The following is a 24,642-nucleotide window of genomic DNA, read 5'->3' as shown; positions in this document are numbered from 1 at the left end:
CCCGGATGGAAAATTCCGTGCGATACAGTAGTGGCAGCGGATTTTGCCGTTTTTTTCGAGCGGGGCTCGATGAGGAGGATATTATGACAAGTAAGGAAATCAGAATTGGTTTGAGTTCAGGTCTGGAGGCACGTCCTGCGGCGATGCTGGTGCAGGTGGCAAGCCAGTATGAGAGCAGCATCTATGTGGAAAGTGAAGAAAAACGCGTCAATGCAAAGAGCATCATGGGCATGATGACGCTGGGACTGGCAGAGGGCGCGCACGTAAAGGTAACGGCTGATGGCAGCGACGAGGAGAGTGCGATCGAGGGAATTGAGAAATATCTGAGCAATCAGTAGAAATCCAGATTTCTGACCGTTTTTCGGAAAGAGACAGGGGACGTAACAGTTACACAAAACAAGAGCTTTGATAGATGAGGGGGTGTCGTTTCGCGGGAAACGGCAGTCCCTTAAAAGATCTGAATGGGAGGAAAAAGGTGGCATTTACACATCTGCATGTGCATACAGAGTACAGTCTGCTTGACGCATCGAGTAAAATAAAAGAACTGACCGCCCGGGCGAAGGAACTGGGGATGGACAGTCTGGCGATTACCGACCACGGCGTCATGTACGGCGTGATCGATTTTTACCGGGCAGCCAGAGAAAATGGGATCAAGCCGATCATCGGCTGTGAGATCTATGTGGCGCCCGGATCGCGTTTTGACCGGGAGGCGGGAAGCGGCGAGGATCGCTATTATCATATGATTCTGCTGGCGGAAAATAATACCGGCTATCAGAATCTGATGAAGATCGTCTCCAAGGGCTTTGTCGAGGGATTTTATTATAAACCGCGTGTGGATGACGAGGTGCTGAGAACCTACCATGAAGGCATTATTGCACTCAGCGCGTGTCTGGCGGGCGAGATCCCGAGGTATTTGTCGAGAGGCATGTATGAGGAAGCGTGCAAGTCGGCGCAGAAATACCGCGATATCTTTGGACCGGACAATTTCTTTCTGGAATTGCAGGATCATGGCATCCCGGCGCAGCGGACGGTCAACCAGGGCTTGATGCGGATGAGCCAGGAACTGCAGATTCCGCTGGTGGCGACGAACGACTGCCACTATATTTATAAAGAAGATGTGGAATCGCACGATATTTTGCTCTGTATCCAGACGGGCAAAAAAGTCACGGACGAGAACCGGATGCGCTATGAGGGCGGGCAGTTCTATGTCAAATCCGAGGAGGAGATGCGTGCGCTGTTTCCGTATGCACAGGAAGCACTTGACAACACGCACAAGATCGCCGAGAGATGCAATGTCGAGATCGAGTTTGGCGTGACGAAGCTGCCGCAGTATGATGTCCCGGACGGATATACGTCCTGGGAATATCTGCAGAAGCTCTGCGGGGAGGGCTTTCACAAGCGCTACCCGAACGACGATGGGACGCTACGGGAGCGCCTGAGGTATGAGCTGGACGTTATCCATTCGATGGGATATGTCGATTATTTCCTGATTGTGTGGGATTTTATCCATTTTGCAAAATCAAACGGTATCATGGTCGGTCCGGGACGTGGTTCGGCAGCGGGCAGTATCGTCGCGTACAGTCTGGAGATCACGGACATCGACCCGATTCGCTATCAGCTGATTTTCGAGCGTTTCCTGAATCCGGAACGAGTTTCCATGCCTGATATCGACGTCGATTTCTGTTTCGAACGGCGTCAGGAGGTTATCGACTATGTCGTGCGGAAATACGGAAAAGACCGCGTCGTGCAGATTGTTACCTTCGGTACGCTGGCGGCAAAGGGTGTCGTCCGCGACGTGGGGCGCGCGCTCGATATGCCGTATGCACAGTGTGATGCGATCGCAAAAATGATTCCGGGTGATCTCGGCATGACGCTAGACAAGGCGCTCAAAGCCAGTCCGGATCTGCGTGAGGCGTATGAGTCGGATGATTCGGTCAAATATCTGATCGACATGAGTAAACGTCTGGAGGGGCTGCCGAGACATACCTCCATGCATGCGGCGGGGGTTGTCATCAGCCGTGCGGCGGTCGATGAGTATGTGCCGTTGTCCAGGGCATCTGACGGTTCGATCACGACCCAGTTTACGATGACGACGCTGGAAGAGCTGGGACTTCTGAAAATGGATTTCCTGGGTCTTAGAACCCTGACGGTTATCCAGAATGCGGTTCGCCTGGTGGAGAAAACGACCGGAAAACCGCTTGATATAGATAAGATCGATTACAACGATAAAAAGGTGCTGGATTCGATTGGAACCGGCAAAAATGACGGTGTGTTCCAGCTGGAGAGTTCCGGCATGAAAGGATTCATGAAAGAGTTAAAGCCGGAAAACCTGGAGGATCTGATCGCCGGTATTTCCCTGTATCGTCCGGGTCCGATGGATTTCATTCCACGTTATCTGAAAGGCAAAAATGACAAGGCTTCGATTGCCTATGAGTGCCCGCAGTTAGAACCGATTCTGGCGCCGACCTATGGCTGTATCGTCTATCAGGAGCAGGTTATGCAGATCGTGCGCGATCTGGCTGGTTATACCTGGGGACGAAGCGACCTGGTGCGCCGTGCGATGGCAAAGAAAAAAGCGGCAGTCATGGAGAAAGAACGCCAGAATTTCGTCTACGGCAATGCACAAGAGGGCGTAAAGGGCTGTATTGCGAATGGGATCGACGAGAAGACGGCGAACCATATTTACGATGAGATGATCGATTTTGCGAAATACGCCTTCAACAAGTCGCACGCGGCGGCGTATGCGGTTGTCTCCTACCAGACGGCATATCTGAAATATTACCATCCGGTCGAATTCATGGCGGCGCTGATGACCTCGGTCAAGGATAATGTTACGAAGGTATCGGAATATATCATGAGCTGCCGTCAGATGGGTATGAAGATCATGCCGCCGGATATCAATGAGGGCGAGGGCGGCTTCTCTGTTTCGGACGGCGCGATCCGCTATGGTTTATCGGCGATCAAGAGTATCGGTCAGTCGGTGGTGGATGAGATTGTGCGGGAGCGGACCGAACATGGAAAATTCCGCTCGCTGGAAGATTTCATTGACCGGATGTCGGGCAGGGAGGTCAACAAACGCACATTGGAAAGTTTTATCAAATCCGGTGCGATGGACGGGCTGCCGGGAACCCGCAAGCAGAAATGTATGGTCTGCGGTTCGATGGTCGATCAGAAGAATAAAGAGAAGAAAAATACGATGGAAGGGCAGATGTCACTCTTTGATTTTGCAGCGGAAGAGGACAAGAAGAGTTTTCAGATCACATTTCCGAATGTCGGAGAGTATTCGAGGGAAGAATATCTGGCATACGAGAAAGAAATGCTGGGCGTCTACGTCAGCGGGCATCCGCTGGAGGAATATATCGGCACCTGGGAGAAAAATGTGACGGCGAAGAGCTCCGATTTTGTTGTGGATGAGGAGACCGGTTCGGCGGTGGTTCACGACGGCGCGTATGTGACGATCGGCGGAATGATCACCGAGAAAACGGTTAAGACGACCCGGAATAACAAAATGATGGCGTTCCTGACGGTGGAAGATCTGGCGGGAAGTGTGGAAGTGCTGGTATTCCCGAAGGATTATGAAAAACGGCGCGATATGCTGATAAAGGATGAAAAAGTCTTTATCCGCGGGCGCGCATCGGTCGGCGATGAGCCGGTCGGAAAACTGATCTGCGAGCAGATTATCCCATTTTCGCAGGTGCCGCGCGAGCTGTGGATTCAGTATGCGGACAAGGATGCGTATCTGGCGGGAGAGAAAGAACTTCTCGACCTCCTGAAAACAAGTGATGGAAATGACACCGTGATCATTTACCTGGGACGTGAGCGCGCGAAAAAGGTTCTGCCGCGCAACTGGAATGTGCGGGCAGGCGAGGCGCTGGTGACGACGCTCAGCGAGATGCTGGGCGAGAAGAACGTCAAGGTGGTGGAGAAACCGCTGGGGAAGATTTCTTCATAAGTGTTAAAATTTGCATTGGACATTGAAAGCTTTGGTAACTGGGCATGTATGTGTGAACAGTAACACGCTTTGGCGACATGTTAAAAAAATATCATAAAAAATCTTGAAATGACCTATAAAATGAATTACAATAAAATTGTTTGAAAATTGTGGTAGCACGCAGTGCAGAACAATTTGGTATCAGAAGGGTCAAAAGATTCGAAAATAAAACGGCTGGTTCACGGTTGGGGATGTGAAGCGGAAAGCCTTAGGACGGAGGAATAAGCGATGGCAAAAGAGGTTAAAACGATTGGTGTACTGACAAGCGGCGGCGATGCGCCGGGTATGAATGCAGCGATCCGTGCGGTGGTCCGGACTGCGATCAACAAGGGCATGAAGGTAAAAGGTATCATGCGTGGTTACGCTGGACTTTTGCAGGAAGAGATTGTGGACATGGACGGAACCAGCGTGGCAGATACGATTGGCCGTGGCGGTACGATCTTATACACAGCCCGCTGTCCGGAATTTATGACCGAGGAAGGTCAGAAGCGCGGCGCAGAAATCTGCCGCAAGCACAACATTGACGGTCTGGTCGTCATCGGCGGCGATGGTTCCTACCGCGGCGCCGGAAAGTTATCCGCGCTGGGAATCAATACGGTAGGTCTTCCGGGCACGATCGATCTGGATATTGCCTGCACCGATTATACGATCGGGTTTGATACCGCGATCAACACGGCGATGGAGGCGATCGATAAGGTAAGAGATACTTCCACCTCCCATGAGCGCTGCAGTATCATCGAGGTTATGGGACGCCACGCGGGATATATCGCCCTGTGGTGCGGTATCGCTAACGGCGCCGAGGATATTCTGCTTCCGGAGCGGTACGATGGCAATGAGCAGATGCTGATCAACCGCATCATCGATAACCGGAAACGCGGCAAGAGACATCATATTATCATTAATGCCGAGGGCATCGGACATTCCGCGTCGATGGCGAAGCGAATCGAGGCGGCAACCGGCATCGAGACACGTGCGACGATCCTTGGTTATATGCAGCGAGGCGGCGCGCCGACCTGTAAAGACCGCGTCTATGCGTCCATCATGGGCGCCAAGGCGGTGGAGCTGCTGGAAGAAGGAAAGACCAACCGCGTGGTAGCGTATAAGCACGGCGAGTTCCTGGATTTTGATATTCAGGAGGCGCTGAATATGAAGAAGGATATTCCGGAAGATCAGTATGAGATTAGTAAGCTGCTGATTCGTTAAGGAATTTGATGGCTGCTTGTGAGATGGGCTGGCATATGAACGGAGAACAGGCTTCTCAGGGATAAAGGGAGAGCCTGCTCTCCGTTCGTGCGTCAGCCCTGTTTGTGGGCAATGGAAAATGAAACAGATGGAGGTGCAAGAAAATGGCAGAAATGCAGAATCCCAATACAGATGGGGACTCCACCGTACTCTGCGGTGCGAATTCGTATGTGGAAAAATATTATCTGAATGAGCAGTTTTCGGGGCTGCCGGAGTCAATTAAGCAGGAATTGCAGATCATGTGTGTTATGTACACAGAGGACATCGGCGGTATTATTTTGCTGGAGTTTATGCCGGATGGCAGACTGCAGTTTAAGGTTGAGGCGGAGGAGAATGATTACCTCTTTGACGAGATCGGAAGCGCGCTTAAAATCAAGCAGTATCAGGCGGAGAAGCGTGAGCTGCTGGAATCGCTGGAGCTGTATTATAAGGTGAAGGTGCTGGGAATCCCGGCGGACGAACTGTTAGACGACGAGCAGATGGAACGGTATCAGGAAGATTAGAAATAAAATGAAGATTGGAAACGTAGAATTAAAAAATGCAATCGCCCTTGCGCCGATGGCAGGTGTGACGGATCTACCGTTCCGTCTGCTCTGTAAGGAGCAGGGATGTGGTTTGATGTACACGGAGATGGTCAGCGCGAAGGCGCTTCTTTATAAGAACCGCAATACAAAGCCGTTATTAGAGACGCGGCCGGAAGAAGAGCCGGTTGCGGTGCAGCTGTTTGGCTCAGATCCGGAGATTATGAGCGAGATGGCGCTGCAGCTGGAGGAAGGACCGTATGCCATCATCGACGTCAACATGGGTTGTCCGGTGCCAAAGATTGTCAATAACGGCGAAGGTTCGGCACTGATGAAAGATCCGAAGCTGGCAGAGCAGATTTTGACGGCGATGGTAAAGAAACTTCATAAACCGGTTACGGTCAAATTCCGCAAGGGATTTAATGATTCGAATATCAATGCGGTTGAGTTTGCGAAGATGGCAGAGAGCTGCGGCGTGGCGGCGGTAGCCGTGCATGGACGGACGAGAGAGCAGTATTATTCCGGAAAGGCGGACTGGGACATTATCCGTCAGGTCAAAGAGGCGGTTTCAATCCCGGTCTGGGGAAACGGTGATGTATTTACACCGGAAGATGCCAAGAGAATGAAGGAAGAAACCGGCTGCGACGGCATCATGGTGGCGCGCGGCGCGAAAGGAAATCCATGGCTGTTTAAACGGATTCTCCACTATCTGGAAACAGGAGAACTTCTGCCGCCGCCGACTGCGGAGGAAGTAAAGAGGATGATTGTCCGCCATGGGACGCTTCAGACGGAATTTCGCGGCGAGGAGATCGCAATGCGGGAGATGCGTAAGCACGTGGCATGGTATACGGCAGGATTTCCACATTCGTCGGCGCTTCGCAATGATATAAACCAGGTGGAGACGCTGGAGGAGCTGGAACGGCTGGTGGATGAGAGAATTTAAGAGAAGGATGAATGTGTGGAATCAAAACGATGGTTGTGTTACATGGGTGGACGAAATCGGAAGGCACAGAAAAAGCACGAAAATGTAGGATTTTCCCTTGTTTTTAAAGCCATTATGGCACTTTGTGATTCTTGACATTACACCAAGAATCATGTATAATAGTGCGATGCAATTATTAGGGGATTCAATGATGAATCGATAGAAGGAAGGATAGCTGTCATGGCAGAAAAGAAGAACATTTTAACTTACACAGGATTGAAAAAGTATGAAGATGAACTTCATGATCTGAAAGTAAATAAACGCCAGGAGATCGCACAGAAGATCAAAGAGGCGAGAGAACAGGGCGACCTGTCTGAGAACGCTGAGTATGATGCAGCAAAAGATGAACAGAGAGACATCGAGGCAAGAATCGTAGACCTTGAGAAACTGTTGAAAAACGCAGAGGTTGTTGTTGAGGATGAGATCGATCTGGATAAGATCAGCATCGGATGCCAGGTAAAGGTACTGGACGTCGAAGAGGATGAAGAGATGGAATTTAAGATCGTAGGTTCCACCGAGGCAAACAGCTTAGATGGTAAGATCTCCAACGAGTCTCCGGTTGGTCGTGCCCTGCTTGGCAAGAAAGCTGGCGAGACCGTAGACGTAGAGACACAGGCGGGCGTTATCCAGTACAAGATCCTGGACATCCAGCGAGTATCATAAAGAGACGAAGGAGTGAAAGAGAAAGTGGCAGAGCAGAATCAGCAGAATAAGAACGAGGAGAAGGACTTAAATCAGTTATTAAAGGTGCGCCGCGAGAAACTGAAAGACCTTCAGGACAACGGAAAGGATCCGTTCCAGATTACAAAATTTGATGTAACTGCACACAGCAGCGAGATCAAGGATAACTTTGAGCAGATGGATGGCAAAGAGGTTACGATCGCAGGACGTATGATGTCCAAACGTGTGATGGGTAAGGCATCTTTCTGCAATGTGCAGGATTTAAAGGGCAATATCCAGTCTTATGTTGCCAGAGACAGCGTAGGCGAAGAGGCTTATAAAGATTTCAAGAAGATGGATATCGGTGATATTGTCGGAATCAAAGGTACCGTATTCCGCACCAAGATGGGAGAGATCTCCGTTCACGCAGAGTCCATCGTACTGCTGTCCAAGAGTCTGCAGATTCTGCCGGAGAAATTTCACGGACTGACCAACACGGATATCCGTTATCGTCAGAGATATGTGGATCTCATCATGAATCCGGAAGTAAAAGACACCTTTGTAAAACGTTCTCAGATCCTCAAGGAGATCCGCAATTTCCTGGATGGACGCGGATTTATGGAAGTGGAGACCCCGATGTTGGTAGCTAATGCCGGCGGTGCGGCTGCACGTCCGTTTGAGACCCATTATAATGCTCTGGATGAAGATGTAAAACTGCGTATTTCTCTGGAACTCTACTTAAAGAGACTGATCGTAGGCGGCTTAGAGCGTGTTTACGAGATCGGCCGTGTATTCCGTAATGAGGGTGTAGATACCCGTCACAACCCGGAATTTACCCTGATGGAGCTGTATCAGGCATATACCGATTATGAGGGCATGATGGAGCTGACCGAGAGCATGTTCCGCTATCTGGCTGAGAAAGTCTGCGGAAGTTCTGTCATCAGCTATAACGGCACTGTGATTGATATGTCCAAGCCGTTCGAGCGCATCACCATGATCGATGCAGTTAAGAAATACTCCGGCGTTGACTTCAACACTGTTAAAACTGACGAGGAAGCAAAGGCAATCGCAAGAGAGCACAATGTTGTATTTGAGGAGCGCCATAAGAAGGGTGATATCATCAATCTGTTCTTCGAGGAGTTCTGCGAGGAGAAGATGATTCAGCCGACCTTCGTTATGGATCACCCGGTTGAGGTATCTCCGCTGACCAAAAGAAAACCGTCCAATCCGGAGCTGGTTGAGCGCTTCGAGATGTATATCTACGGCCGCGAGATGTGTAACGCATACTCTGAGTTAAATGATCCGATCGATCAGAGAGAACGTTTCAAAGCACAGGAAGAGGCTTTTGCTGCTGGCGATGAGGAAGCAAATCATACGGATGAAGACTTCCTGAATGCACTGGAGATCGGTATGCCGCCGACAGGTGGTATCGGATACGGTATCGACCGTCTGGTTATGCTGCTGACCGATTCCCAGGCAATCCGTGACGTACTGCTGTTCCCAACAATGAAGTCCCTGGATGCTGACAAGAAGGCTTCCAAGACTTCCGAAGCAGCTCCTGCAGCTGCAGAAAAAGTTGCTGAGAAGGTTGATTTCTCCAACGTAAAAATCGAACCATTGTTTGAAGAAATGATTGATTTCGATACCTTTGCAAAGGCTGATTACCGTGCAGTAAAGATTCTGGAATGTGAAGCAGTACCGAAGTCAAAGAAGCTTTTAAAGTTCACTCTGGATGACGGAACAGACCGGAAACGCACGATTTTAAGCGGTATTCACGAGTATTACGAGCCAGAAGATCTGATTGGCAAGACAGCGATTGCAATCGTAAATTTGCCTCCGAGAAAGATGATGGGCATTGATTCCGAGGGTATGCTGATTTCAGCAGTACACGAGGAAGATGGACATGAGGGATTAAATCTTCTCATGGTGAATGACCGGATTCCGGCAGGTGCGAAGCTGTACTAAGAATCAGAAAATCCATAGACTTTTATGAGTTTATCGAGTGTTTGACATCAAATTGACATCAAATTTGTGTCATTCGGTGGACTAATATGGACTGAAAAGGGATGTTTTAGAAATCAGAACCTTTCAAAACTTAATAGTTGAATGCTATTAAAAGGACATTTTCCAATAAAACGGAGAGTGTCCTTTTTCTGTTGTTATGGTCAAAACAAAATCAAAATAACACAAGGAGGGTTCTATTATGACAAGTACAGCGTTAGGAGCAGAAACCAAAAAGGAAGAAAAGATTATTTTTATCAGCGATGCACATGAGAAATTCTACTACGAGAAGTTAAAGGAAGTCCGGTATCAGGATGTTTACCACAAGGCACTCTGCTATTGTCTTGGGATCAGCGATGATACCAGAAGAAATGTTTACAGAATTTATGATTTCAAAACAGGATGCGTAATAACAGAGTGTTTACACGAAGGCTGGCAGACCAGTGGAAGTGTGAGAGTGGTCAGAATGGCATTCAATCTGTATTGCAATGGAACACCAAGTATTTCCGATTATGAAGATGCAGAAGAACAGGTGGACGAGTGTAGGCAGTACACGGTGGAGGAAATATTCTGCTGTGCTTATGCACCATATTTCTGGCAGGCAATTCAGATTCGGTATCCGGAATATGCCACATACAACCATAAGCTGTATGCCTTATTGGGAGGAACAGACTAATGTTAAAAGTCAGATTGATGGGAACAAAGAATGATATTAAGTGGTTCGGAAAGATTTTGCAGAGGAATCCGAAAGTGGAAGTAACGGAGTTTTCCGAGATGTATCCGAATAAGGGAACGAAGAAATTTTACAGGGCGTATGTAGAAGTAAAGAAAAGAAACGTAGCAGAAAAATAGCAGAAAACAAAGGAGAATCTATCATGTGTAAAATAATCGCAATCGCAAACCAAAAAGGTGGTGTGGGCAAGACCACCACAACCAGTAATTTAGGTATAGGACTGGCAAAACATGGCAAGAAAGTCCTGCTGATTGATGCCGATGCACAGGGCAGTCTGACGGACAGTCTTGGCTTTACAGAGCCGGATAAGCTGGAGGAAACGCTTGCAACAGCACTCGGCAATATCATCAATGATGAAGATATGGAAACGGATTATGGTATCCTGAAACACAAAGAGGGAATTGACCTGATGCCGGGGAACATCGAGATTTCCGGTCTGGAAGTATCACTTGTCAATGTGATGAGTAGAGAGCTTGTGATGCGTTCCTACATAGAGCTGGTAAAGGATAATTATGATTATATTTTGATTGACTGTATGCCCTCCCTCGGCATGATTACCATAAACGCCTTTGCCTGTGCGGACAGTATCCTGATTCCGGTACAGGCGGCATATCTTCCGGCAAAAGGGTTACAGCAGCTTATTAAGACGATTGGAAAGGTCAGGAGGCAGATTAACCCAAAGCTGACGATTGAGGGGATTCTGCTGACAATGGTGGATGCCAGAACCAATTATGCAAAGGACATTACTGCATTACTGGTGGAGAATTACGGTAGCAAGGTGCGGATATTTGAAAACAGTATTCCCATTTCCGTCCGTGCGGCAGAGATTTCCGCAGAGGGTGTCAGTATCTACGAACATGATCCGAAAGGCAAAGTAGCCGCTGCTTATCAGTCTTTGACGGAGGAGGTGCTTGGGAATGAGTAAAGCAGGAAGTGCCGCAAAGGTAAAATTAAGCAGTTATGATGATTTATTTGGAAATGCAGAAGAAAAGACAGGGAGCGAAGAGCAGATTATCAGAGCCAAGCTCACGGATTTGCATGAGTTTAGAAATCATCCGTTCCGTGTACTGGACGATGAAAAAATGGAAGAAACAACGGAAAGCATCAGTAAGTATGGGGTGCTTGTACCGGGAATTGCAAGACCGAGGGCAGAGGGTGGCTATGAAATCATAGCCGGACACCGCAGAAAACGAGGTTCAGAACGGGCAGGAAAAGAGGATATGCCTGTGATAGTCCGCAATTATACAGACGATGAAGCTACGATTATCATGGTGGATTCCAACATTCAGCGTGAGGACATTCTGCCAAGTGAGAAGGCGAAAGCTTATGCCATGAAATACGAGGCTATGAAGCATCAGGGCAGAAAAGGAAACGGAAATACGCTTGACGAGGTAGGAGAAGCTGCCGGAGAAAGCGGAAAGACGGTGCAACGGTATATCTGGCTTGCAAGGCTGTCCGATGAGCTGCTAGAGTTGGTTGACAGAAAGAAAATCGGTCTGGTACAGGGTGTTGACATTTCCTTTCTGTCGGAAGATGCACAACAGTGGGTGCTGGTAATCCTTGAGGAAAGCGGAGCAAATATTTCCACAGTACAGTCTGCCAAGTTGAAGGAATATGGGAAAAGCGGCGAACTGACGCTGCCGATGGTGCGTCTGATACTGACCGAGGAAAAGCCGAAAGAGAGGAAAGTTACAATCAAGTCTGAAAAAATCAGCCAGTTTTTTTCAGAGGAATACTCCAGCGAAGAGATTGAGGGGATTATCCTGCAATTATTGGAGGAATGGCAGAAGAAACAGTAAAGGGGGTGCGGTAAAATGGGTAAACAGATGCAGTTTGATTATTACTATGGGATTGAAGCAGAACAGTTTTCCTTTTATCGTGTTCCTCGGTTGCTGATTAAAGACGAGCGTTTCAAGGGGCTTAGCAGCGATGCCAAGCTCCTGTACGGTCTGATGCTTGATCGTATGTCACTGTCTATGAAAAATGGCTGGTTGGATGAAGAAAACAGAGCCTATATCATTTATACTCTTGATAATGTCATGGAGGATTTGGGATGTGCAAAAGCAACCTGTGTTAAGATTATGAAAGAGTTGGACAGCGATAATGGGATAGGATTGATCGAAAAGAAACGCAGGGGACTTGGAAAACCGGATATTATTTATGTAAAGAATTTTGCCACAATAGGAGAAGCAGAGGAAGAAACGCCTGCAAATGCTGATGTTTCCACAGAAGTTCAGGATTTGAACCTCAAGAGTTCTAAAAGTTATACTTCCAGAAGTTCAGAAACTGAACTTCAAGAGGTTCAAAAAGCAGACTTCCAGAAGTCTAAAAATTTTACTTCAAGAAGTACAATATCTGAACTTGCGGAAGTTCAAAAAGCAGACCCTAATTATACTAACTATAATCATACTAACCAGAGTAATATTGATAGGAATTATATCAATCCTATCAATCAATCCGGCAGTGAGTTGGAAGGGGAGATTGATGTGATGGAAGATGTCAATGCTTACATGGAAATCATCAAAGAGAATATTGAGTACGAACATCACATGAAATATGGCAGATGGCAGGACAAAGGGCTGTATGAGGAATTGTATGAGGTAATCTGCGAGATTGTATGTGTGAAGCATAAGACTGTTAAAATCGGTGGAAATGATTATCCATATGAGCTTGTAAAATCAAAGTTCCTCAAACTGAATAGCTCCCATTTGGAATATGTGATAGGATGTATGCAGGAAACAACTACGAAAATTGCAAATATCAAGGCATATATGGTAACAGCTCTTTATAATGCACCCTCAACGATGAATCATTATTATCAGCAGGAGGTGCAGCACGATATGTATGGAGGTGGCTGGAGTGAAAAGGGTATTGTTTAAGATTATACTTCCGGCAGGACTGCTTGCGGCATGGATGCTGACCTGTTATCCTGTATGTAACAAAGCAGACGGGTTCGATGTATTCCTTTACTGGATTTTGGTCGGCTGTCCCTATGGATTGCGGAAAATGTGCATGATTCTTGTGCCAAAGAATTTCGGGATTGCAGGAAGTATGGGAATACTGGCATTAAACTGTGTTGTTGGAGGTCTGATCGGCGGGGTAGTAGCAATCTGGAGAATGGTTACGGTACTTGCGGAGATAATAAAGGTAATCAGGGATTACTTCTGGACACGATGTCCAAAAGTACATGAGATGACGGATAATAAAAAAGGCGTTGTTCATCGAGTCTAACAACACCTTTAATCCGTATCCGGAACGTATTCCATTATATCCTCAATCCGGCAGTCGAGTATCTGGCAAAGCCTGTTTAAGATAAGCGTTTTTACAACAAGGTTCTGCCGAAGCCGCTGAAGCTGTGCTTTATCAATGCCATAATCTTTGATAAGCTGGTACTGGCTGATTCCTTTTTCCTTTAGCGTACGCCAAAGCGGGTCGTATTTAATCATACTGAAAGCTCCTTTCCACACTTGTATTCTAAGTGCATGAAACATATAATAATATGGTGCGTGTACGCACCATAAAACATACAAGGAGAGTAAAAAAGTTATGGAACATAATGAGTTTAAGGATCAGCTATACGAAGTATTAGATGAAAATGATGTGGCTTTAGGGATTGAGGATATAGATACCTCTGATGCCGCAAATATTTTTACAATAAAAACAAGGGACGGAAGTGTTTTTGAAATAGAAACACGGAAGATTGAATAAGAGGCAGCACGATGCCTCGAAACAGGAGGTTTGCAACTGTGGAGAAAAGTTACATTACAGACATAGAACGGGAACGGTGCAAAAAGGTTGCCGCAGCCTATGCAGAACTGTATGAGCTGGAAAACATTTTGGTATTGGATGTAGGACGGTACGGTTTTGTGAAGCTGCAATATTACACACCGGAGTATGGATTTAATGATGTTATAACCTATACAGACAGTGAGAGTATGTTTGAGGACTTATGGCAGGAATGGCTTGATACCCGGCTCTATCTCTTCGCAAAGGGAACGCCGATGCTGGAAATGGGATATGAGGAAATCTTCAAATGTCTGCCGGAGGAAAAACAGAAAGAGCTTTTAGAGCAAAAAGCAGTATTTGCAAAAATGGCAGAAATAGAACTGAAATAAAACAGCGTCAGGGCAGTTATGAATTGAAAGATTTGTAGCTGCCCTTTTTTTATTGCTTTTGGACACGATGTCCAGAAGCGGAAAGGAGCAAAATGGAATCATTACGAGATGTAAAAAGAGTTATGGAACGAGAGATAGAGAAAGGGAGCTGCCCATTACAGTTTGAATATTTGGAATTTGGAGAAAAACCGTTTCAGTTCATAGAATCAGAGAAAAAGCTGAATGAGGTGCTTTCGTATTTGTTGCGGTTGGGGGAATATAGAGGATATACGGAGCATCTTGTAGGAAATAACGTGTATATGGATTTGGATATGTTGTGCCGGAAAATCCAGTTTAAGCGTACCCATTCCCCGGTGGAGCGTAGTGAAATCCATTGGAAAATACAACGCTATAAAAATAAGCTGAAGCCAGACTATGCAGGTAAGGTTTGTTTAGAAATGGTGCAGTGCATTTTCAGTCTGCCGGAAAATGCAGCGGAGAAGTGCAGAATAGTGTATGATGGACAGGAAACCTATGCTTTTGCCATGTCAAATAAGTATATCCTGGGACTTTTTACCCATTGTGAAGCTGCGAGGAAATCTGCTGTGGAGGACGGTGTGGAGTTTGTGCATCTGCCGGAGGAAGAACAGAAGATCGTCAGGCTTGAAAATGTGCGGAATGTGCTGTTTCAGACATTGTTGCTTGATAATGTTGCAGTGGAGAATGGCCTGTTCCATGCACAGATGTGTACGGTCATGCTGTTAAAGTAGAAAAAGTTGTAAATAAGATGTATAATGGGGAGGTAAAAATAAGAATTAGGAGTTGATAAGATAAATGAAATGTGCATATTGTGGTAAGGAAGCAAGAGGTACAAGAGAACATATCATTTCATCTGCAATATTAGACTTGTTTCCAGAATGTTATATAACTTTTGATGATGCGAGAAATGCAATACATGAAGCAGACCCGATGGTAAAGGATGTTTGTGCTGAGTGCAATAATAATAGAATATCCTATATTGACAGTTATGCAAAAGAATTTATAAGTAAGTACTTTGTCAAAAAGTATAAGGAAGATGATGTTGTTGAAATTGAGTATGATTATACATTGATTCAAAAAATGTTGTTGAAATACGCATACAATGACATGAGATCAAGAAAAGAGGATTGTTCTTTTTTTGATGAAGAAATACTAGAGTACCTTATGGACATAAACAATAATGTACCGAAGCATCGTATATCTTGTAGGTGGAGTTTGGAGCAACCCGTAAGGTGGCATGCTCCATGTCATGTATACTCCATGCATCGTTTTCCAAATCGTATAAAACAAAGCTGCCTTCGTATTCTCCGAAGTATGTGGAGAGGTCTACATAGGAAATATTCTCAGAAGAGGAATCCCATTGGTAGTGGCTTCCATCTGCTGCGTATGTAGAAATAAAAGGTGCGAATCCAAGGAGAAGGACAGCAGTCAACATGAATGCAGTCATACCTTTTACTCTTTTTATAAATGTCGGCTTCTCATAAGATGCAATGTTGATAATTCTCCGTTTCATCTGCTTCATGTTTCCACCAAGACCGGCGGCAAACGGAAATGGAGTAAGTGAAATCTTTTCCGCAAAATTGATCAGTGTATTACCATAATCTGCATAATCATCCTCCTCAAGCATCTTTAAAACAGAGGTGTCACAGGCAACCTCTCTGTCATTGCGCATTTCTTTTAGAGCATACCAGACAAGAGGATTGAACCAATATATTACTCCGGCAAAGTTCATTAGATAGTTGGCAATAGCATCTTTGTGCTTATAGTGCTGTAGCTCGTGTAACAGCATGTATCGCATGTCCGATTCGTTATAATCTGAGATGAGATGAATCGGCAGATAAATACAAGGTTTCAAAAGCCCCACAATAATCGGAGATTTCAAAAATGCAGTACTGTAAACATGGATATTTCTGTTAATTCCCATTTCTTTCATACATCGATGATATAGTTTTCGGACTTCCGGGTTTTGAAGGGGAAGTGCAGATTTTTTCAAGTTCTGTAAGCGGATAGAGGATTTGATTATCAATATAATCATTGCAAGGATGCCTACAAGCCATATTCCAAATAGTATGTATCCGATGCTGGATGGAGTCTCACTATTTACCGAAAGGGCAAAGTCATTCATCCAGTCTGCATTTCCGGCTGGATTGATCCCAACAGCTTCTCCTATGGCGGTTCTGGTGCCAGAAGTAGGAGAACTTTTCAGGCTACTGAGCCACGAGAGGATTTGCGGAAACCCAATGAAACGGAACGGTATAAAAGGAACTACCAACAATCCAAGTAGCAGGAACCACAGATTATACTGCATCCGGCTGGATAGGTTGCCTTTGAATATCCGCTTGGCTATCAAAAGAATTCCGATGATACCGCTGATAAATACATTGCATATTAAAAAGCGTATCATAAAATCAGCCATGTTAATTACCTCCTTTTTTTGACCTCTTGGAAAGAAGAGAGCGGAGAGTGTCTATTTCCGTTTCGGACAGTCTGTCATTTTCTATATATGCAGACAGCATGGCAGTGATGTCCCCATCGTAGTATCGTTCTAGAAAAGAGTTACTTTCCTGACCGATGTATTCACTTTCTTTCACAACTGGAGTGTAAACAAACACCCGACTTTGTTTTTCATAAGTCAGAACGCCCTTGTTCACTAGACGTTTAATTAGAGTTTGTATTGTTTTTGGACTCCAGCTCGTAGTCTGTAATAATTTATCAGTTATTTCATTGGTGCTGATCGGCGCATGTTTCCATACGATTTTCATAACTTCAAATTCAGCTTCAGAAATCTGTGGTAAATCGCTCATTTCAAATCCCTCCTTAAATCTTACGGCTGTAATAAAAATATTATAGATGTTATTTGTGTAGTTGTCAATTTAAGAGAAAATAGATTGACTTGAAATCTTACTTATGTAATAATTAAAATATTACATAAGTAAGAATTAAAAAAGGAGTGGAATCAGGATGATTGAAATTGTAAATAAAGTGCTTTGAAAATAAGAAAACCAATAGATTCACAAGGAGTCTATTGGTTTTCTTACAGAGTTGGATGGTCTTGCTTACGCAGCAAATCAAGCAGGTAACGAACCATAGGTAATAAATCAGCAGCTTCCTGTTCCGTGCAGTCATTCAGTAGGGTTAGGAGCTTCTGGAGATTTGGTTGTTGGTTTGTGCTGGCTGGATAGAAAATCTTATTGGCTGGTATCTTCAAATATGTAATTAAAGGATGCAACTTTTCAAATTTTGGATTACCACGTCCGGCTTCAATATTAAGTATAGTGCGTGTATCCAGATTGAGAGTTTCAGCCAATTTTTCCTGTGAAAGTCCGAGTTCTGTGCGGGCTTCACGCACTGCGATGGCAAGAGCCTGTTTCATATTATCCTGCATTATAATTCACCTCGATAGTAGTTTACATTACATATTATCCTGCGTGAATTACAACAAAATACACTATAAATATGGAGCACAATACATGAATGGGAAATGTAGAAAAATACACAAGAAAAGAATATTGAGTAGAATTGTGGCAGAGGCTTACTACACATATCAAGGTGTATCGCAAAGAAGTAAAAAACTTCAATGCGGTACACCTTTTTTAATGGGGAAATCAGAGCATGGTGGAGTCCTTTTCCAGCTTGCGGTTTAAGGTCTGTTCCTGTCCCGGAGTCCGGTCAAGATACTGGTTCAGATTATCCAGTTTTCGGTTGAGAGCCTGTATGTCTTTTTCAGCAGATTTATAGGTTTTCTGCAAGGCTTCTTTCTTGGCATACAGAGCATTGTAATCATTACGAAACTTATCAATATCAAAATGTTTTAAGCTGATTCCAAAGCGTTTCAGCATATTTTCTGCACCGTCATGGAGCAGGAGTTCTGTTTCATGGTGGCGGAGATAAGCGTCAGGGTCTTTCGATTTCTGGTAACGGATGTGATAGATATGATTGCTCTGATATTGTTCAGCGTATTTCAATATCTGTCCTAAATCCTTTAGCTGACGTTCTGTTTCCACAAGACTGTTCCGTGCGGTTTTTGCAAGAACAGACTTACTTTCAATCTGTTTTTCAAGCTCGATGATAGAACCTGCTTTACTGTAACTGCTGGCAGCGATTTTGAGATTTTCAATCGCTGCCCAATGCTGCAGACCGGGGCTTTGCGTGAACTTTTCTTCCGAGGTGTCAATGAGCGTTCGGGAAGAATAATCCTTGATAAGAGGTTTCTTTCGGGCAGGGAATGGGACACGTTTTTGTGTCTGTGCTAAAGCCTTTGTTTCTACCCGTTCCTTAATCCGTTCTTTGGTGTATTCTGCCCCCAAAGACTTTAAGCTGCCACGGACAAAATGCTCCCGGTCAAGGGGGCGGAAGGAAATGTACTTTAAGGCGTTTTCTCCAATGGTTTCGCCTTTGATTTCATAACCTTTTGCCCGTATCAGCTCCATGCACTGTTCATATGTATCAGCGTTTTGAATTGCTTCATCAATGTCTAGCTTGAGCTTGATTTTCCACGAGGTGCCATTTCTGCCGGATGTCCATTCTTTATAACTTTTACCACGCTGGTTTGTGGGAGAAATGACGGATAACTGATGCTTGGAACACAGCTCATCATTCAGGCGGCGAATGTGGTAGTAGGTCTGTTTACAGTCATGATATTTTTCGTGATTCACATTATCTGCGGCACAGAAAATGATGTGGTTGTGAACGTGACCTTTATCAATATGAGTGGAAACGATATAAGAAAATTTCCCCTCTAACAGCTTGTCGGCAAGCTCCACACCGATCTGATGTGCTTCCTTATAAGATACCTCTCCCGGAGCGAAAGCCTGTATCAGATGAAAGGCTTTGTTGGGGTCTGCCTGATTTGTTTTTGACAGAGCAAATTTGAAGTCAAAGGCAGCGGTTTCAGGACTGCATCCGAAGGAAGAAATGAGAATACTTTCATCTGTTTTTTGGGAATTACAGATATAGTTTACTGCCTTATGGACGGTTGCCTGGATAGCATGGATTTTTGTGATTGCCATACCTGTTTCATCAGCTCCTTTACTTCGTTTACATCGGCTTTATAGACATTGCCAGTAGCATTCATCCGCTTGGCAATCTGGTTCAGATTATTGCCGATACGGGCGAGCGTGGTGTTGTATTCCCGCAGGTGTTCGTAGTTTACATCGTAGACATAGCCATACAAAATCAGATGCCGAATAAATGCGGATTTGCTCTTCATGCCGGAGGCTTTCCATTTCTGATCTAAGATGTATTGCTCGTCATCGCTGAGATAGATTTTAAGTTCATTTTGTCTTTCTCGGTTTGCCATTGCAGTATCAGTCCTTTCCTTATTTATATAAAAGATTTTCAAATATGCCGTAGCCGGCGGTTGTTTTTTGCTTTTAGGGGGACAGGGGGATATGCCCCATGCAAGCCAATTTCTGCAAGTTTTCGCTTGGTAGAAACTTGCGGAAATGGTGCCTGTGAGGGAACACAGGCAGTGCTTGCTATTCTTCTGCAAATTACCCGTAGGGAATTTGCGTGTTGCGTGAGTATAGGCGAGCGGTTTGCAACACAGTAGGGTGTTACCGCCCTTGTTATGGATAGCGTTGATAATTCGACTTTGCAGTTGGGCAGAAGCAATAAAAAAACTGCCACGGTTCATAAGGGCATTGATTGCCCGTAAAAACTCCATAGCAGTTTGTGTGACTTTTTATGATTTTTGATTCTATCCATAATGATTTTATCAATGGGAAAAGGGAAAGTCAATGGCTGGAGAGAGATAAAAGATTTACAGAGAAATTTAGGGGAATAAGCAAAGATACTGCATATTCTGCATTTAAAATTAGAATTGGAAAACCAGAAGAGAGGGGGTGAAGCATGAATACCGTACATCGTAGAACGGAAATAATCAATATTCTTATTATCAGACGACATACAACAGCGAATGAATTGGCACAGGAATTTGGCGTTTCCATTCGCACGATACAGTATGATATTCAGGCTTTAACTCCGGTTTATCCGATTTATACAAAACAGGGAGAGAACGGAGGAATTTTTATAAGAGAGGATTACAAGCCTTATGCCAATTCGCTGACACCTATGGAAGTAGTTGCCTTGCATGAATTATATGATTGGACGGAGGGCATACATAAAAAAGTTTTATTTCAAGTCCTAAGAAAATATGGACCGGATAAATTACAACTTTGATCTTGTCATTCTGATAAAGCACATAATTTTTACAGAACCGTTCATAGCAGACGGAAGTGTGCTTATGTGCTTTTTAGGCTGACAATTTCAGCTTTGATTTTATCCAAAATGCAGACGATGTCTGCGATTGTACCTTGACAATTTCATAAACCAATGCGTACAGGACGTGTGGAATATGTGGAGCCGCTTTGAGGATACGCCATAAGACACCTGCTTTTGCCTTTGGCAGAGGTGGATACGAAGGAATATTGAAAGCAGATATTGAAGTTAAGGTGTGGAGCGAGAAATATCCGGCATAAATGTGTAGCAGTTACACGGAGGCGTTGATACATATTTTTGATAATGATACTTCCGGCTTAGTCCGGTCAGATAAGATGACGGTGCGATACCGATGTGGGTAGTGTAATGAGCTGCCACCTGTACGGATTTTTTAATATCTTCCAATAAAAGCATATTTGTTTGTTAAGTATGTTTTTATTGGCAGATATGCCATAACCATAGCAAGAGAAAAAGAACACACTTTGAAAAGGTAGGTGGAAGAATGCAGGCAAAAGTGAACACAAAAAATTTTATAAGGTATGACGAGGGTGCGGAGAGGTATTCTATGAGTAAACACAGCTTTATGAAATTGGCACAGGATGCTCGTGCTGTTTATAAAATTAACCGTATCACATTGGTAAACGTGAAGATTTTTGAGGAGTATTTGGAATCTTTTCGGGCGTAGACATGATAAGAAAGAGGAAAACGAATTATTGTATATCAAAAAGTATTTGACTTTTTGATATACAAGTAGTAAAATGAAGTCAGGTTATGAAAGGCAGGTGTTGACGGATGGCAAGAATGGGTAGACCTAAGTTAGAAAATCCGAGAAGTGAAGGTGTATTCATCCGTCTTACAAAAGATGAGCATACAGATATAACAGAGTATGCCAGCTCTCATGATCTGACCATAACACAGACGCTTGTTCAAGGATTTAGAAAGCTGCAAGAGCAGGATAATACCGAGAATGAGTAATGGCATTTGTGACCTCTTTCTTATATTGAGAGGAAGGTGGTACATAATGTCAATGTCGAGAAAAGATTCAAAAGGCAGAGTATTAAGGAAAGGCGAAAGTCAGAGGAAAAACGACGGAAGGTATATCTACCAGTACACCGATTCGACAGGTAAAAGGCGGGTCGTTTATTCAAATGATCTGTTGGAGTTAAGGGAAAAGGAAAAAGAACTTGTTCGCAATCAGTTGGACGGTCTTGAAAGCTATTGCAGTGGAAAGACAACTTTGAACTATGCATTTGACAGGTATATTTCAACGAAGTATGATTTGAAAGAACACACACGGGTAAATTATAAGTATATGTATAACCGTTTTGTCAGAGATACTTTTGGAAAAAGAATCATCAATGATATAAAGTATTCTGATGTGAAATTCTTTTATTGTTCGTTGATGAACATATTGGGGTTACAGGCGAATACATTGGATAATATTCATACGATTCTGCACCCAACCTTTCAGATGGCAGTTAGGGACAATGTGATACGCAATAATCCGGCAAGCGGTGTAATGGCAGAAATCAAAAAGGCGAATGGAAAGAATAAGGGCATAAGACACGCACTTACATTGGAACAGCAGAGAGCATTTTTGAATTATGTATCGAACAGTCCTGTGTATTGCCATTGGTTGCCACTGTTTACAGCACTTTTTGGAACGGGATGTCGCATAGGAGAAATGATAGGGCTGCGTTGGGAAGATTTGGATTATGAGAATAAAACCATTAGTATAAACCATGCGGCTATCTATCGAGTAATGGAGAATGGAAAGAGTGAATTTCATATTTCTTCGCCAAAGACAGAAGCCGGGATTCGTACTATTCCGATGATGCAGGCTGTAGAACAGGCATTTAAGGATGAATACGAAGCACAGAAAGAAACCGGTTTTAATGTGCAAGTGGTTGATGGTATGAGTGGGTTTATCTTTTGCAATAAAGACGGAATTATCCATAAACCCAGCGTAATCAACAGTGCAATCAAAAGAATTTACGAAGCCTACAATGCCGAAGAAATTATTAAGGCAAAACGGGAGAGCAGACGCCCGGTATTGATTCCTCATTTTTCGTGTCATCATATCCGACACACATTTTGCACCAGATTTTGTGAAAATGAAAGAAATCTGAAAGTGATTCAAAGTATTATGGGTCATGCAAATATTGAAACAACGATGGATATTTATGCGGAAGCAACAGATGTGAAGAAAAAGGAAGCAATTAAAGCTCTGGAAAATAATAGTGATATATTTTAGGAAGAAGTCCTTGCAAGGGGACGATTTCCAAGACAAACCTGACATCAAAAAAGTCAGAATACATCAAAATGACATTAGTTTGTTGGATTTTGGTGGACAAATATGGACTGGCGATATATAATGAAAATCGTGTAAAAAAGCGTTTATCAACTTATTTGGACTGTGGTGGATTAGCTTCGGTTATATTCCCAACGATGAAGTCACTGGACGCTGATAAGAAAGCTTCCAAGACTTCCGAAGCAGCTCCGGCGGAGTCTGAAAAACCGGTTGAAAAGATTGATTTTTCTAAGGTAAAAGTCGAGCCATTGTTTGAAGAAATGGTTGATTTTGATACATTCAGCAAGTCAGATTTCCGTGCAGTAAAGGTTAAAGAGTGCGTTGCAGTACCGAAGTCAAAGAAACTGTTACAGTTTACTCTTGATGACGGAACAGGCACAGACAGAACCATTTTAAGCGGTATTCATAGCTTTTATGAGCCGGAAGAACTGGTTGGAAAGACTCTTATTGCTATCACAAATCTTCCACCGAGAGCCATGATGGGCATTGACTCTTGCGGTATGCTCCTCAGTGCTATCCACGAAGAAGAAGGCGAAGAAAAGCTCCATCTTCTGATGGTTGATGACCATATTCCGGCAGGTGCAAAGCTGTACTAAAATTAAATATAAAATCTCTAAAACTATGATGTCAGACCACAGTTGACAACAATTTGACAACAAGAGCACTTCTTAGAGTTAATCTGAGAGGTGCTTTTTTTCGTACTAAAAAATATATCCCGGCAGTCAACTTCTGTAAAACAGTAAATCTAATTTTGGAGGAAAACATCATGGATAAAAATTATAAACCAATCACAAGGAAGAAGCATTGACTTTGTCTGATGATCGAATTGAAAAGGCAGTCAGGCAGAATCATGTGAGGCTTGTAATTATTGATCCGGTACAGGCCTTTATTGGAGCAGATGTGGATATGAATCGGGCAAATGAAGTGCGTCCGGTGTTTCGAAAACTGGGAGACGAAGAAGGTTTCCGATGGGTGGCAGAGTCATCGAAGCAAATACAGATTTTTATAGATACCCTATCTGCCACCTGCCGTCTGCCGGTGCATGAATACTTTCAAGTATCAGGAGTAAGTAAAAGTAGATTGACAGATAATATAGAAAAGCGTATTATAATAATAAGAGGTGGGATTTCCCACACAAATGCTTGCGTAGGAGGTGTTGGTAATGGAAGCGATGAAAGATTATGTTGCCCATCTGGATAACAAAAAAAGAATTACGCTCAGAGGAGCTGCTTATCAGTATTACAATGTAAAAGAATACGGAAATGGCTGCATTATTCTGGAACCTCGGGAACTGGCAGTGCCAGAGAGCATTTCAGCCAGAACTCTGGCAGATATGGATCGTGCAGTAAGTAACTTTAAGAGAGGCGATGTTTCCCCGGCTATTGACCTGTCAGATTTTTAAAAGGAATAAGAGATGAATTTTAATATACGAATGGGAATTCCTGAAATGCAGGAACTTTGGTTAGATCTGCAGGAGAAATATCGTTCCGGTAATATAAAAAAGAAGGAAGAACAGTTGTATAAAAAATGGGGAAAGGCTTTAAAGCTGTTGTCGGCTGATCCGGGTTATCCGAGTCTTCAAACCCATGAAATAGAGCCATTGTCCAGACGTTATGGAATGAAAGTGTGGCAGTCTTATCTGGAAAATAAAACCAGTGGCGCAATGAGAATGTACTGGGTTTATGGACCAGATCAGAAAGATATTACAATTATCGGACTGGAACCACATCCGGAAGATAAGAAAAATGGCGCATACGACCGAATTTCACTGTCGGATTTGTAGAATAAAACTGAATATGGAAGTGAACTACTCGGTAACTAAGTTACCAGAGCATCTGAAATCTGGCGG

The 24,642-nt window shown here is 44.1% G+C and carries 29 protein-coding genes and 2 pseudogenes; 25 read left to right on the top strand and 6 right to left on the bottom strand.

The features are described from left to right. Nucleotides 1-83 precede the first annotated feature (83 nt). The 13 genes from DWV73_RS03660 (at nucleotide 84) to DWV73_RS03605 (ending at nucleotide 13,361) form a co-directional block, all read left to right on the top strand. Entirely contained in the window at nucleotides 84-338 is a 255-nt protein-coding gene (locus tag DWV73_RS03660; RefSeq protein WP_107001048.1) for an HPr family phosphocarrier protein, read from the top strand. Nucleotides 339-475: 137 nt separating this feature from the next. Continuing rightward, a complete protein-coding gene (locus DWV73_RS03655) occupies nucleotides 476-3,952 on the top strand; it encodes a DNA polymerase III subunit alpha (protein WP_117795854.1) in 3,477 nt (1,158 codons plus the stop codon). Between the two features lie 267 nt (nucleotides 3,953-4,219). After that, nucleotides 4,220-5,194 carry a 6-phosphofructokinase gene (pfkA, locus tag DWV73_RS03650; RefSeq protein ID WP_117795852.1) on the top strand — a complete coding sequence of 325 codons (975 nt, stop codon included), beginning with the start codon at nucleotides 4,220-4,222 and terminating at the stop codon, nucleotides 5,192-5,194. Nucleotides 5,195-5,337: 143 nt separating this feature from the next. Further along, nucleotides 5,338-5,736 carry a DUF6145 family protein gene (locus DWV73_RS03645; protein ID WP_022359305.1) on the top strand — a complete coding sequence of 133 codons (399 nt, stop codon included), beginning with the start codon at nucleotides 5,338-5,340 and terminating at the stop codon, nucleotides 5,734-5,736. Nucleotides 5,737-5,743: 7 nt separating this feature from the next. After that, nucleotides 5,744-6,697 carry a tRNA dihydrouridine synthase DusB gene (dusB, locus tag DWV73_RS03640; protein WP_117795850.1) on the top strand — a complete coding sequence of 318 codons (954 nt, stop codon included), beginning with the start codon at nucleotides 5,744-5,746 and terminating at the stop codon, nucleotides 6,695-6,697. A 219-nt stretch (nucleotides 6,698-6,916) separates the two neighbouring features. Next, nucleotides 6,917-7,399 (top strand): transcription elongation factor GreA, encoded by a 483-nt coding sequence (gene greA, locus DWV73_RS03635; RefSeq protein ID WP_107001044.1) that lies wholly within the window; start codon nucleotides 6,917-6,919, stop codon nucleotides 7,397-7,399. 24 nt (nucleotides 7,400-7,423) lie between these two features. Further along, nucleotides 7,424-9,361 carry a lysine--tRNA ligase gene (gene lysS, locus DWV73_RS03630; protein WP_117796127.1) on the top strand — a complete coding sequence of 646 codons (1,938 nt, stop codon included), beginning with the start codon at nucleotides 7,424-7,426 and terminating at the stop codon, nucleotides 9,359-9,361. Nucleotides 9,362-9,599: 238 nt separating this feature from the next. Then, the gene (locus tag DWV73_RS03625; protein WP_117795848.1) at nucleotides 9,600-10,073 is read left to right on the top strand and encodes a DUF6075 family protein; all 474 of its coding nucleotides are present in this window, start codon (nucleotides 9,600-9,602) and stop codon (nucleotides 10,071-10,073) included. Beyond that, complete coding sequence (locus tag DWV73_RS12720) at nucleotides 10,073-10,249, top strand: hypothetical protein (protein ID WP_002596300.1); 177 nt, start codon at nucleotides 10,073-10,075, stop codon at nucleotides 10,247-10,249. Before DWV73_RS03625 ends, DWV73_RS12720 begins: the two co-directional genes overlap by 1 nt. Nucleotides 10,250-10,272: 23 nt before the next feature. Further along, a complete protein-coding gene (locus tag DWV73_RS03620; RefSeq protein WP_117795846.1) occupies nucleotides 10,273-11,055 on the top strand; it encodes an AAA family ATPase in 783 nt (260 codons plus the stop codon). Beyond that, entirely contained in the window at nucleotides 11,048-11,929 is an 882-nt protein-coding gene (locus DWV73_RS03615; RefSeq protein ID WP_002596302.1) for a ParB/RepB/Spo0J family partition protein, read from the top strand. Before DWV73_RS03620 ends, DWV73_RS03615 begins: the two co-directional genes overlap by 8 nt. 15 nt (nucleotides 11,930-11,944) lie before the next feature. Next, nucleotides 11,945-13,009 (top strand): DUF6017 domain-containing protein, encoded by a 1,065-nt coding sequence (locus tag DWV73_RS03610; protein WP_117795844.1) that lies wholly within the window; start codon nucleotides 11,945-11,947, stop codon nucleotides 13,007-13,009. Beyond that, nucleotides 12,990-13,361, top strand: coding sequence for a DUF6050 family protein (locus tag DWV73_RS03605; RefSeq protein WP_173816546.1), 372 nt, complete (start codon nucleotides 12,990-12,992; stop codon nucleotides 13,359-13,361). Before DWV73_RS03610 ends, DWV73_RS03605 begins: the two co-directional genes overlap by 20 nt. Nucleotides 13,362-13,369: 8 nt before the next feature. Here DWV73_RS03605 and DWV73_RS03600 read toward each other — a convergent pair whose 3' ends face one another. Next, nucleotides 13,370-13,576 (bottom strand): helix-turn-helix transcriptional regulator, encoded by a 207-nt coding sequence (locus tag DWV73_RS03600; RefSeq protein ID WP_117795841.1) that lies wholly within the window; start codon nucleotides 13,574-13,576, stop codon nucleotides 13,370-13,372. Nucleotides 13,577-13,676: 100 nt separating this feature from the next. Here DWV73_RS03600 and DWV73_RS12715 point away from each other — a divergent pair, with 100 nt between their 5' ends. The 3 genes from DWV73_RS12715 to DWV73_RS03590 all read left to right on the top strand — a co-directional run bounded on the left by DWV73_RS12715 (nucleotide 13,677) and on the right by DWV73_RS03590 (nucleotide 14,994). Continuing rightward, nucleotides 13,677-13,838: a hypothetical protein gene (locus tag DWV73_RS12715; RefSeq protein ID WP_002596306.1), complete on the top strand. Its 162-nt coding sequence runs from the start codon at nucleotides 13,677-13,679 to the stop codon at nucleotides 13,836-13,838. 38 nt (nucleotides 13,839-13,876) lie between these two features. Beyond that, nucleotides 13,877-14,245: a hypothetical protein gene (locus DWV73_RS03595; RefSeq protein WP_330592075.1), complete on the top strand. Its 369-nt coding sequence runs from the start codon at nucleotides 13,877-13,879 to the stop codon at nucleotides 14,243-14,245. A 248-nt stretch (nucleotides 14,246-14,493) separates the two neighbouring features. Continuing rightward, nucleotides 14,494-14,994, top strand: a complete 501-nt coding sequence (locus DWV73_RS03590; RefSeq protein ID WP_347472099.1) for a hypothetical protein — start codon at nucleotides 14,494-14,496, stop codon at nucleotides 14,992-14,994. Nucleotides 14,995-15,452: 458 nt separating this feature from the next. Here the strand turns inward: DWV73_RS03590 and DWV73_RS03580 are convergent. From DWV73_RS03580 to DWV73_RS13130, 5 genes and pseudogenes are all read right to left on the bottom strand, one after another. Then, nucleotides 15,453-16,679 (bottom strand): annotated as a pseudogene (locus DWV73_RS03580) (BlaR1 family beta-lactam sensor/signal transducer); the annotation flags it as partial. A gap of 1 nt (nucleotide 16,680) precedes the next feature. Next, on the bottom strand, nucleotides 16,681-17,067 hold the full coding sequence (locus DWV73_RS03575; RefSeq protein WP_002596372.1) for a BlaI/MecI/CopY family transcriptional regulator: 387 nt from the start codon (nucleotides 17,065-17,067) through the stop codon (nucleotides 16,681-16,683). A gap of 230 nt (nucleotides 17,068-17,297) precedes the next feature. Then, nucleotides 17,298-17,648 (bottom strand): helix-turn-helix transcriptional regulator, encoded by a 351-nt coding sequence (locus DWV73_RS03570; RefSeq protein WP_117795835.1) that lies wholly within the window; start codon nucleotides 17,646-17,648, stop codon nucleotides 17,298-17,300. Nucleotides 17,649-17,868: 220 nt separating this feature from the next. Then, the gene (locus DWV73_RS03565; protein WP_117795833.1) at nucleotides 17,869-19,272 is read right to left on the bottom strand and encodes a relaxase/mobilization nuclease domain-containing protein; all 1,404 of its coding nucleotides are present in this window, start codon (nucleotides 19,270-19,272) and stop codon (nucleotides 17,869-17,871) included. After that, nucleotides 19,221-19,928 (bottom strand): MobC family plasmid mobilization relaxosome protein, encoded by a 708-nt coding sequence (locus DWV73_RS13130; RefSeq protein ID WP_347472096.1) that lies wholly within the window; start codon nucleotides 19,926-19,928, stop codon nucleotides 19,221-19,223. The genes DWV73_RS03565 and DWV73_RS13130 overlap by 52 nt, the downstream gene beginning before the upstream one ends. 20 nt (nucleotides 19,929-19,948) lie before the next feature. Here DWV73_RS13130 and DWV73_RS12835 point away from each other — a divergent pair, with 20 nt between their 5' ends. From DWV73_RS12835 to DWV73_RS03520, 9 genes and pseudogenes are all read left to right on the top strand, one after another. Continuing rightward, the gene (locus DWV73_RS12835; RefSeq protein ID WP_195588089.1) at nucleotides 19,949-20,110 is read left to right on the top strand and encodes a hypothetical protein; all 162 of its coding nucleotides are present in this window, start codon (nucleotides 19,949-19,951) and stop codon (nucleotides 20,108-20,110) included. Between the two features lie 3 nt (nucleotides 20,111-20,113). Then, complete coding sequence (locus DWV73_RS03555; RefSeq protein WP_117795831.1) at nucleotides 20,114-20,443, top strand: HTH domain-containing protein; 330 nt, start codon at nucleotides 20,114-20,116, stop codon at nucleotides 20,441-20,443. Nucleotides 20,444-20,984: 541 nt separating this feature from the next. After that, nucleotides 20,985-21,167 carry a DUF6462 family protein gene (locus DWV73_RS12945; RefSeq protein WP_002596377.1) on the top strand — a complete coding sequence of 61 codons (183 nt, stop codon included), beginning with the start codon at nucleotides 20,985-20,987 and terminating at the stop codon, nucleotides 21,165-21,167. A 107-nt stretch (nucleotides 21,168-21,274) separates the two neighbouring features. Then, nucleotides 21,275-21,457 carry a hypothetical protein gene (locus tag DWV73_RS03545; RefSeq protein ID WP_002596378.1) on the top strand — a complete coding sequence of 61 codons (183 nt, stop codon included), beginning with the start codon at nucleotides 21,275-21,277 and terminating at the stop codon, nucleotides 21,455-21,457. 46 nt (nucleotides 21,458-21,503) lie between these two features. After that, nucleotides 21,504-22,736: a site-specific integrase gene (locus DWV73_RS03540; protein WP_002596379.1), complete on the top strand. Its 1,233-nt coding sequence runs from the start codon at nucleotides 21,504-21,506 to the stop codon at nucleotides 22,734-22,736. Between the two features lie 68 nt (nucleotides 22,737-22,804). Beyond that, complete coding sequence (locus DWV73_RS03535) at nucleotides 22,805-23,389, top strand: methionine--tRNA ligase subunit beta (protein WP_242995729.1); 585 nt, start codon at nucleotides 22,805-22,807, stop codon at nucleotides 23,387-23,389. A 208-nt stretch (nucleotides 23,390-23,597) separates the two neighbouring features. Further along, nucleotides 23,598-23,744: pseudogene (locus DWV73_RS13125) on the top strand (AAA family ATPase); the annotation flags it as partial. Between the two features lie 211 nt (nucleotides 23,745-23,955). Further along, nucleotides 23,956-24,195: a hypothetical protein gene (locus tag DWV73_RS03525; protein WP_005609451.1), complete on the top strand. Its 240-nt coding sequence runs from the start codon at nucleotides 23,956-23,958 to the stop codon at nucleotides 24,193-24,195. 12 nt (nucleotides 24,196-24,207) lie between these two features. Then, the gene (locus tag DWV73_RS03520; RefSeq protein WP_015526702.1) at nucleotides 24,208-24,576 is read left to right on the top strand and encodes a hypothetical protein; all 369 of its coding nucleotides are present in this window, start codon (nucleotides 24,208-24,210) and stop codon (nucleotides 24,574-24,576) included. Nucleotides 24,577-24,642 lie beyond the last annotated feature (66 nt).

This window comes from Clostridium sp. AF12-41 (assembly GCF_003461685.1).
GTDB classification, from domain to species: domain Bacteria; phylum Bacillota; class Clostridia; order Lachnospirales; family Lachnospiraceae; genus Otoolea; species Otoolea fessa.
The sequence above is the reverse complement of the archived record's forward strand: the minus strand, read 5'-3'. Positions and strand labels throughout refer to the sequence as shown.

Excerpts from the sequence above, each read along its gene's own strand:
- DWV73_RS03660 (WP_107001048.1), top strand. The coding sequence starts at position 84 with ATGACAAGTAAGGAAATCAGAATTGGTTTGAGTTCAGGTCTGGAGGCA.
- pfkA (WP_117795852.1), top strand. The coding sequence starts at position 4,220 with ATGGCAAAAGAGGTTAAAACGATTGGTGTACTGACAAGCGGCGGCGAT.
- DWV73_RS03645 (WP_022359305.1), top strand. The coding sequence starts at position 5,338 with ATGGCAGAAATGCAGAATCCCAATACAGATGGGGACTCCACCGTACTC.
- dusB (WP_117795850.1), top strand. The coding sequence starts at position 5,744 with ATGAAGATTGGAAACGTAGAATTAAAAAATGCAATCGCCCTTGCGCCG.
- greA (WP_107001044.1), top strand. The coding sequence starts at position 6,917 with ATGGCAGAAAAGAAGAACATTTTAACTTACACAGGATTGAAAAAGTAT.
- DWV73_RS03625 (WP_117795848.1), top strand. The coding sequence starts at position 9,600 with ATGACAAGTACAGCGTTAGGAGCAGAAACCAAAAAGGAAGAAAAGATT.
- DWV73_RS12720 (WP_002596300.1), top strand. The coding sequence starts at position 10,073 with ATGTTAAAAGTCAGATTGATGGGAACAAAGAATGATATTAAGTGGTTC.
- DWV73_RS03620 (WP_117795846.1), top strand. The coding sequence starts at position 10,273 with ATGTGTAAAATAATCGCAATCGCAAACCAAAAAGGTGGTGTGGGCAAG.
- DWV73_RS03615 (WP_002596302.1), top strand. The coding sequence starts at position 11,048 with ATGAGTAAAGCAGGAAGTGCCGCAAAGGTAAAATTAAGCAGTTATGAT.
- DWV73_RS03610 (WP_117795844.1), top strand. The coding sequence starts at position 11,945 with ATGGGTAAACAGATGCAGTTTGATTATTACTATGGGATTGAAGCAGAA.
- DWV73_RS03600 (WP_117795841.1), bottom strand. The coding sequence starts at position 13,576 with ATGATTAAATACGACCCGCTTTGGCGTACGCTAAAGGAAAAAGGAATC.
- DWV73_RS12715 (WP_002596306.1), top strand. The coding sequence starts at position 13,677 with ATGGAACATAATGAGTTTAAGGATCAGCTATACGAAGTATTAGATGAA.
- DWV73_RS03575 (WP_002596372.1), bottom strand. The coding sequence starts at position 17,067 with ATGAGCGATTTACCACAGATTTCTGAAGCTGAATTTGAAGTTATGAAA.
- DWV73_RS03570 (WP_117795835.1), bottom strand. The coding sequence starts at position 17,648 with ATGCAGGATAATATGAAACAGGCTCTTGCCATCGCAGTGCGTGAAGCC.
- DWV73_RS03565 (WP_117795833.1), bottom strand. The coding sequence starts at position 19,272 with ATGGCAATCACAAAAATCCATGCTATCCAGGCAACCGTCCATAAGGCA.
- DWV73_RS13130 (WP_347472096.1), bottom strand. The coding sequence starts at position 19,928 with ATGGAGTTTTTACGGGCAATCAATGCCCTTATGAACCGTGGCAGTTTT.
- DWV73_RS12835 (WP_195588089.1), top strand. The coding sequence starts at position 19,949 with ATGATTTTTGATTCTATCCATAATGATTTTATCAATGGGAAAAGGGAA.
- DWV73_RS03555 (WP_117795831.1), top strand. The coding sequence starts at position 20,114 with ATGAATACCGTACATCGTAGAACGGAAATAATCAATATTCTTATTATC.
- DWV73_RS12945 (WP_002596377.1), top strand. The coding sequence starts at position 20,985 with ATGCAGGCAAAAGTGAACACAAAAAATTTTATAAGGTATGACGAGGGT.
- DWV73_RS03545 (WP_002596378.1), top strand. The coding sequence starts at position 21,275 with ATGGCAAGAATGGGTAGACCTAAGTTAGAAAATCCGAGAAGTGAAGGT.
- DWV73_RS03540 (WP_002596379.1), top strand. The coding sequence starts at position 21,504 with ATGTCAATGTCGAGAAAAGATTCAAAAGGCAGAGTATTAAGGAAAGGC.
- DWV73_RS03535 (WP_242995729.1), top strand. The coding sequence starts at position 22,805 with ATGACATTAGTTTGTTGGATTTTGGTGGACAAATATGGACTGGCGATA.
- DWV73_RS03525 (WP_005609451.1), top strand. The coding sequence starts at position 23,956 with ATGGAAGCGATGAAAGATTATGTTGCCCATCTGGATAACAAAAAAAGA.
- DWV73_RS03520 (WP_015526702.1), top strand. The coding sequence starts at position 24,208 with ATGAATTTTAATATACGAATGGGAATTCCTGAAATGCAGGAACTTTGG.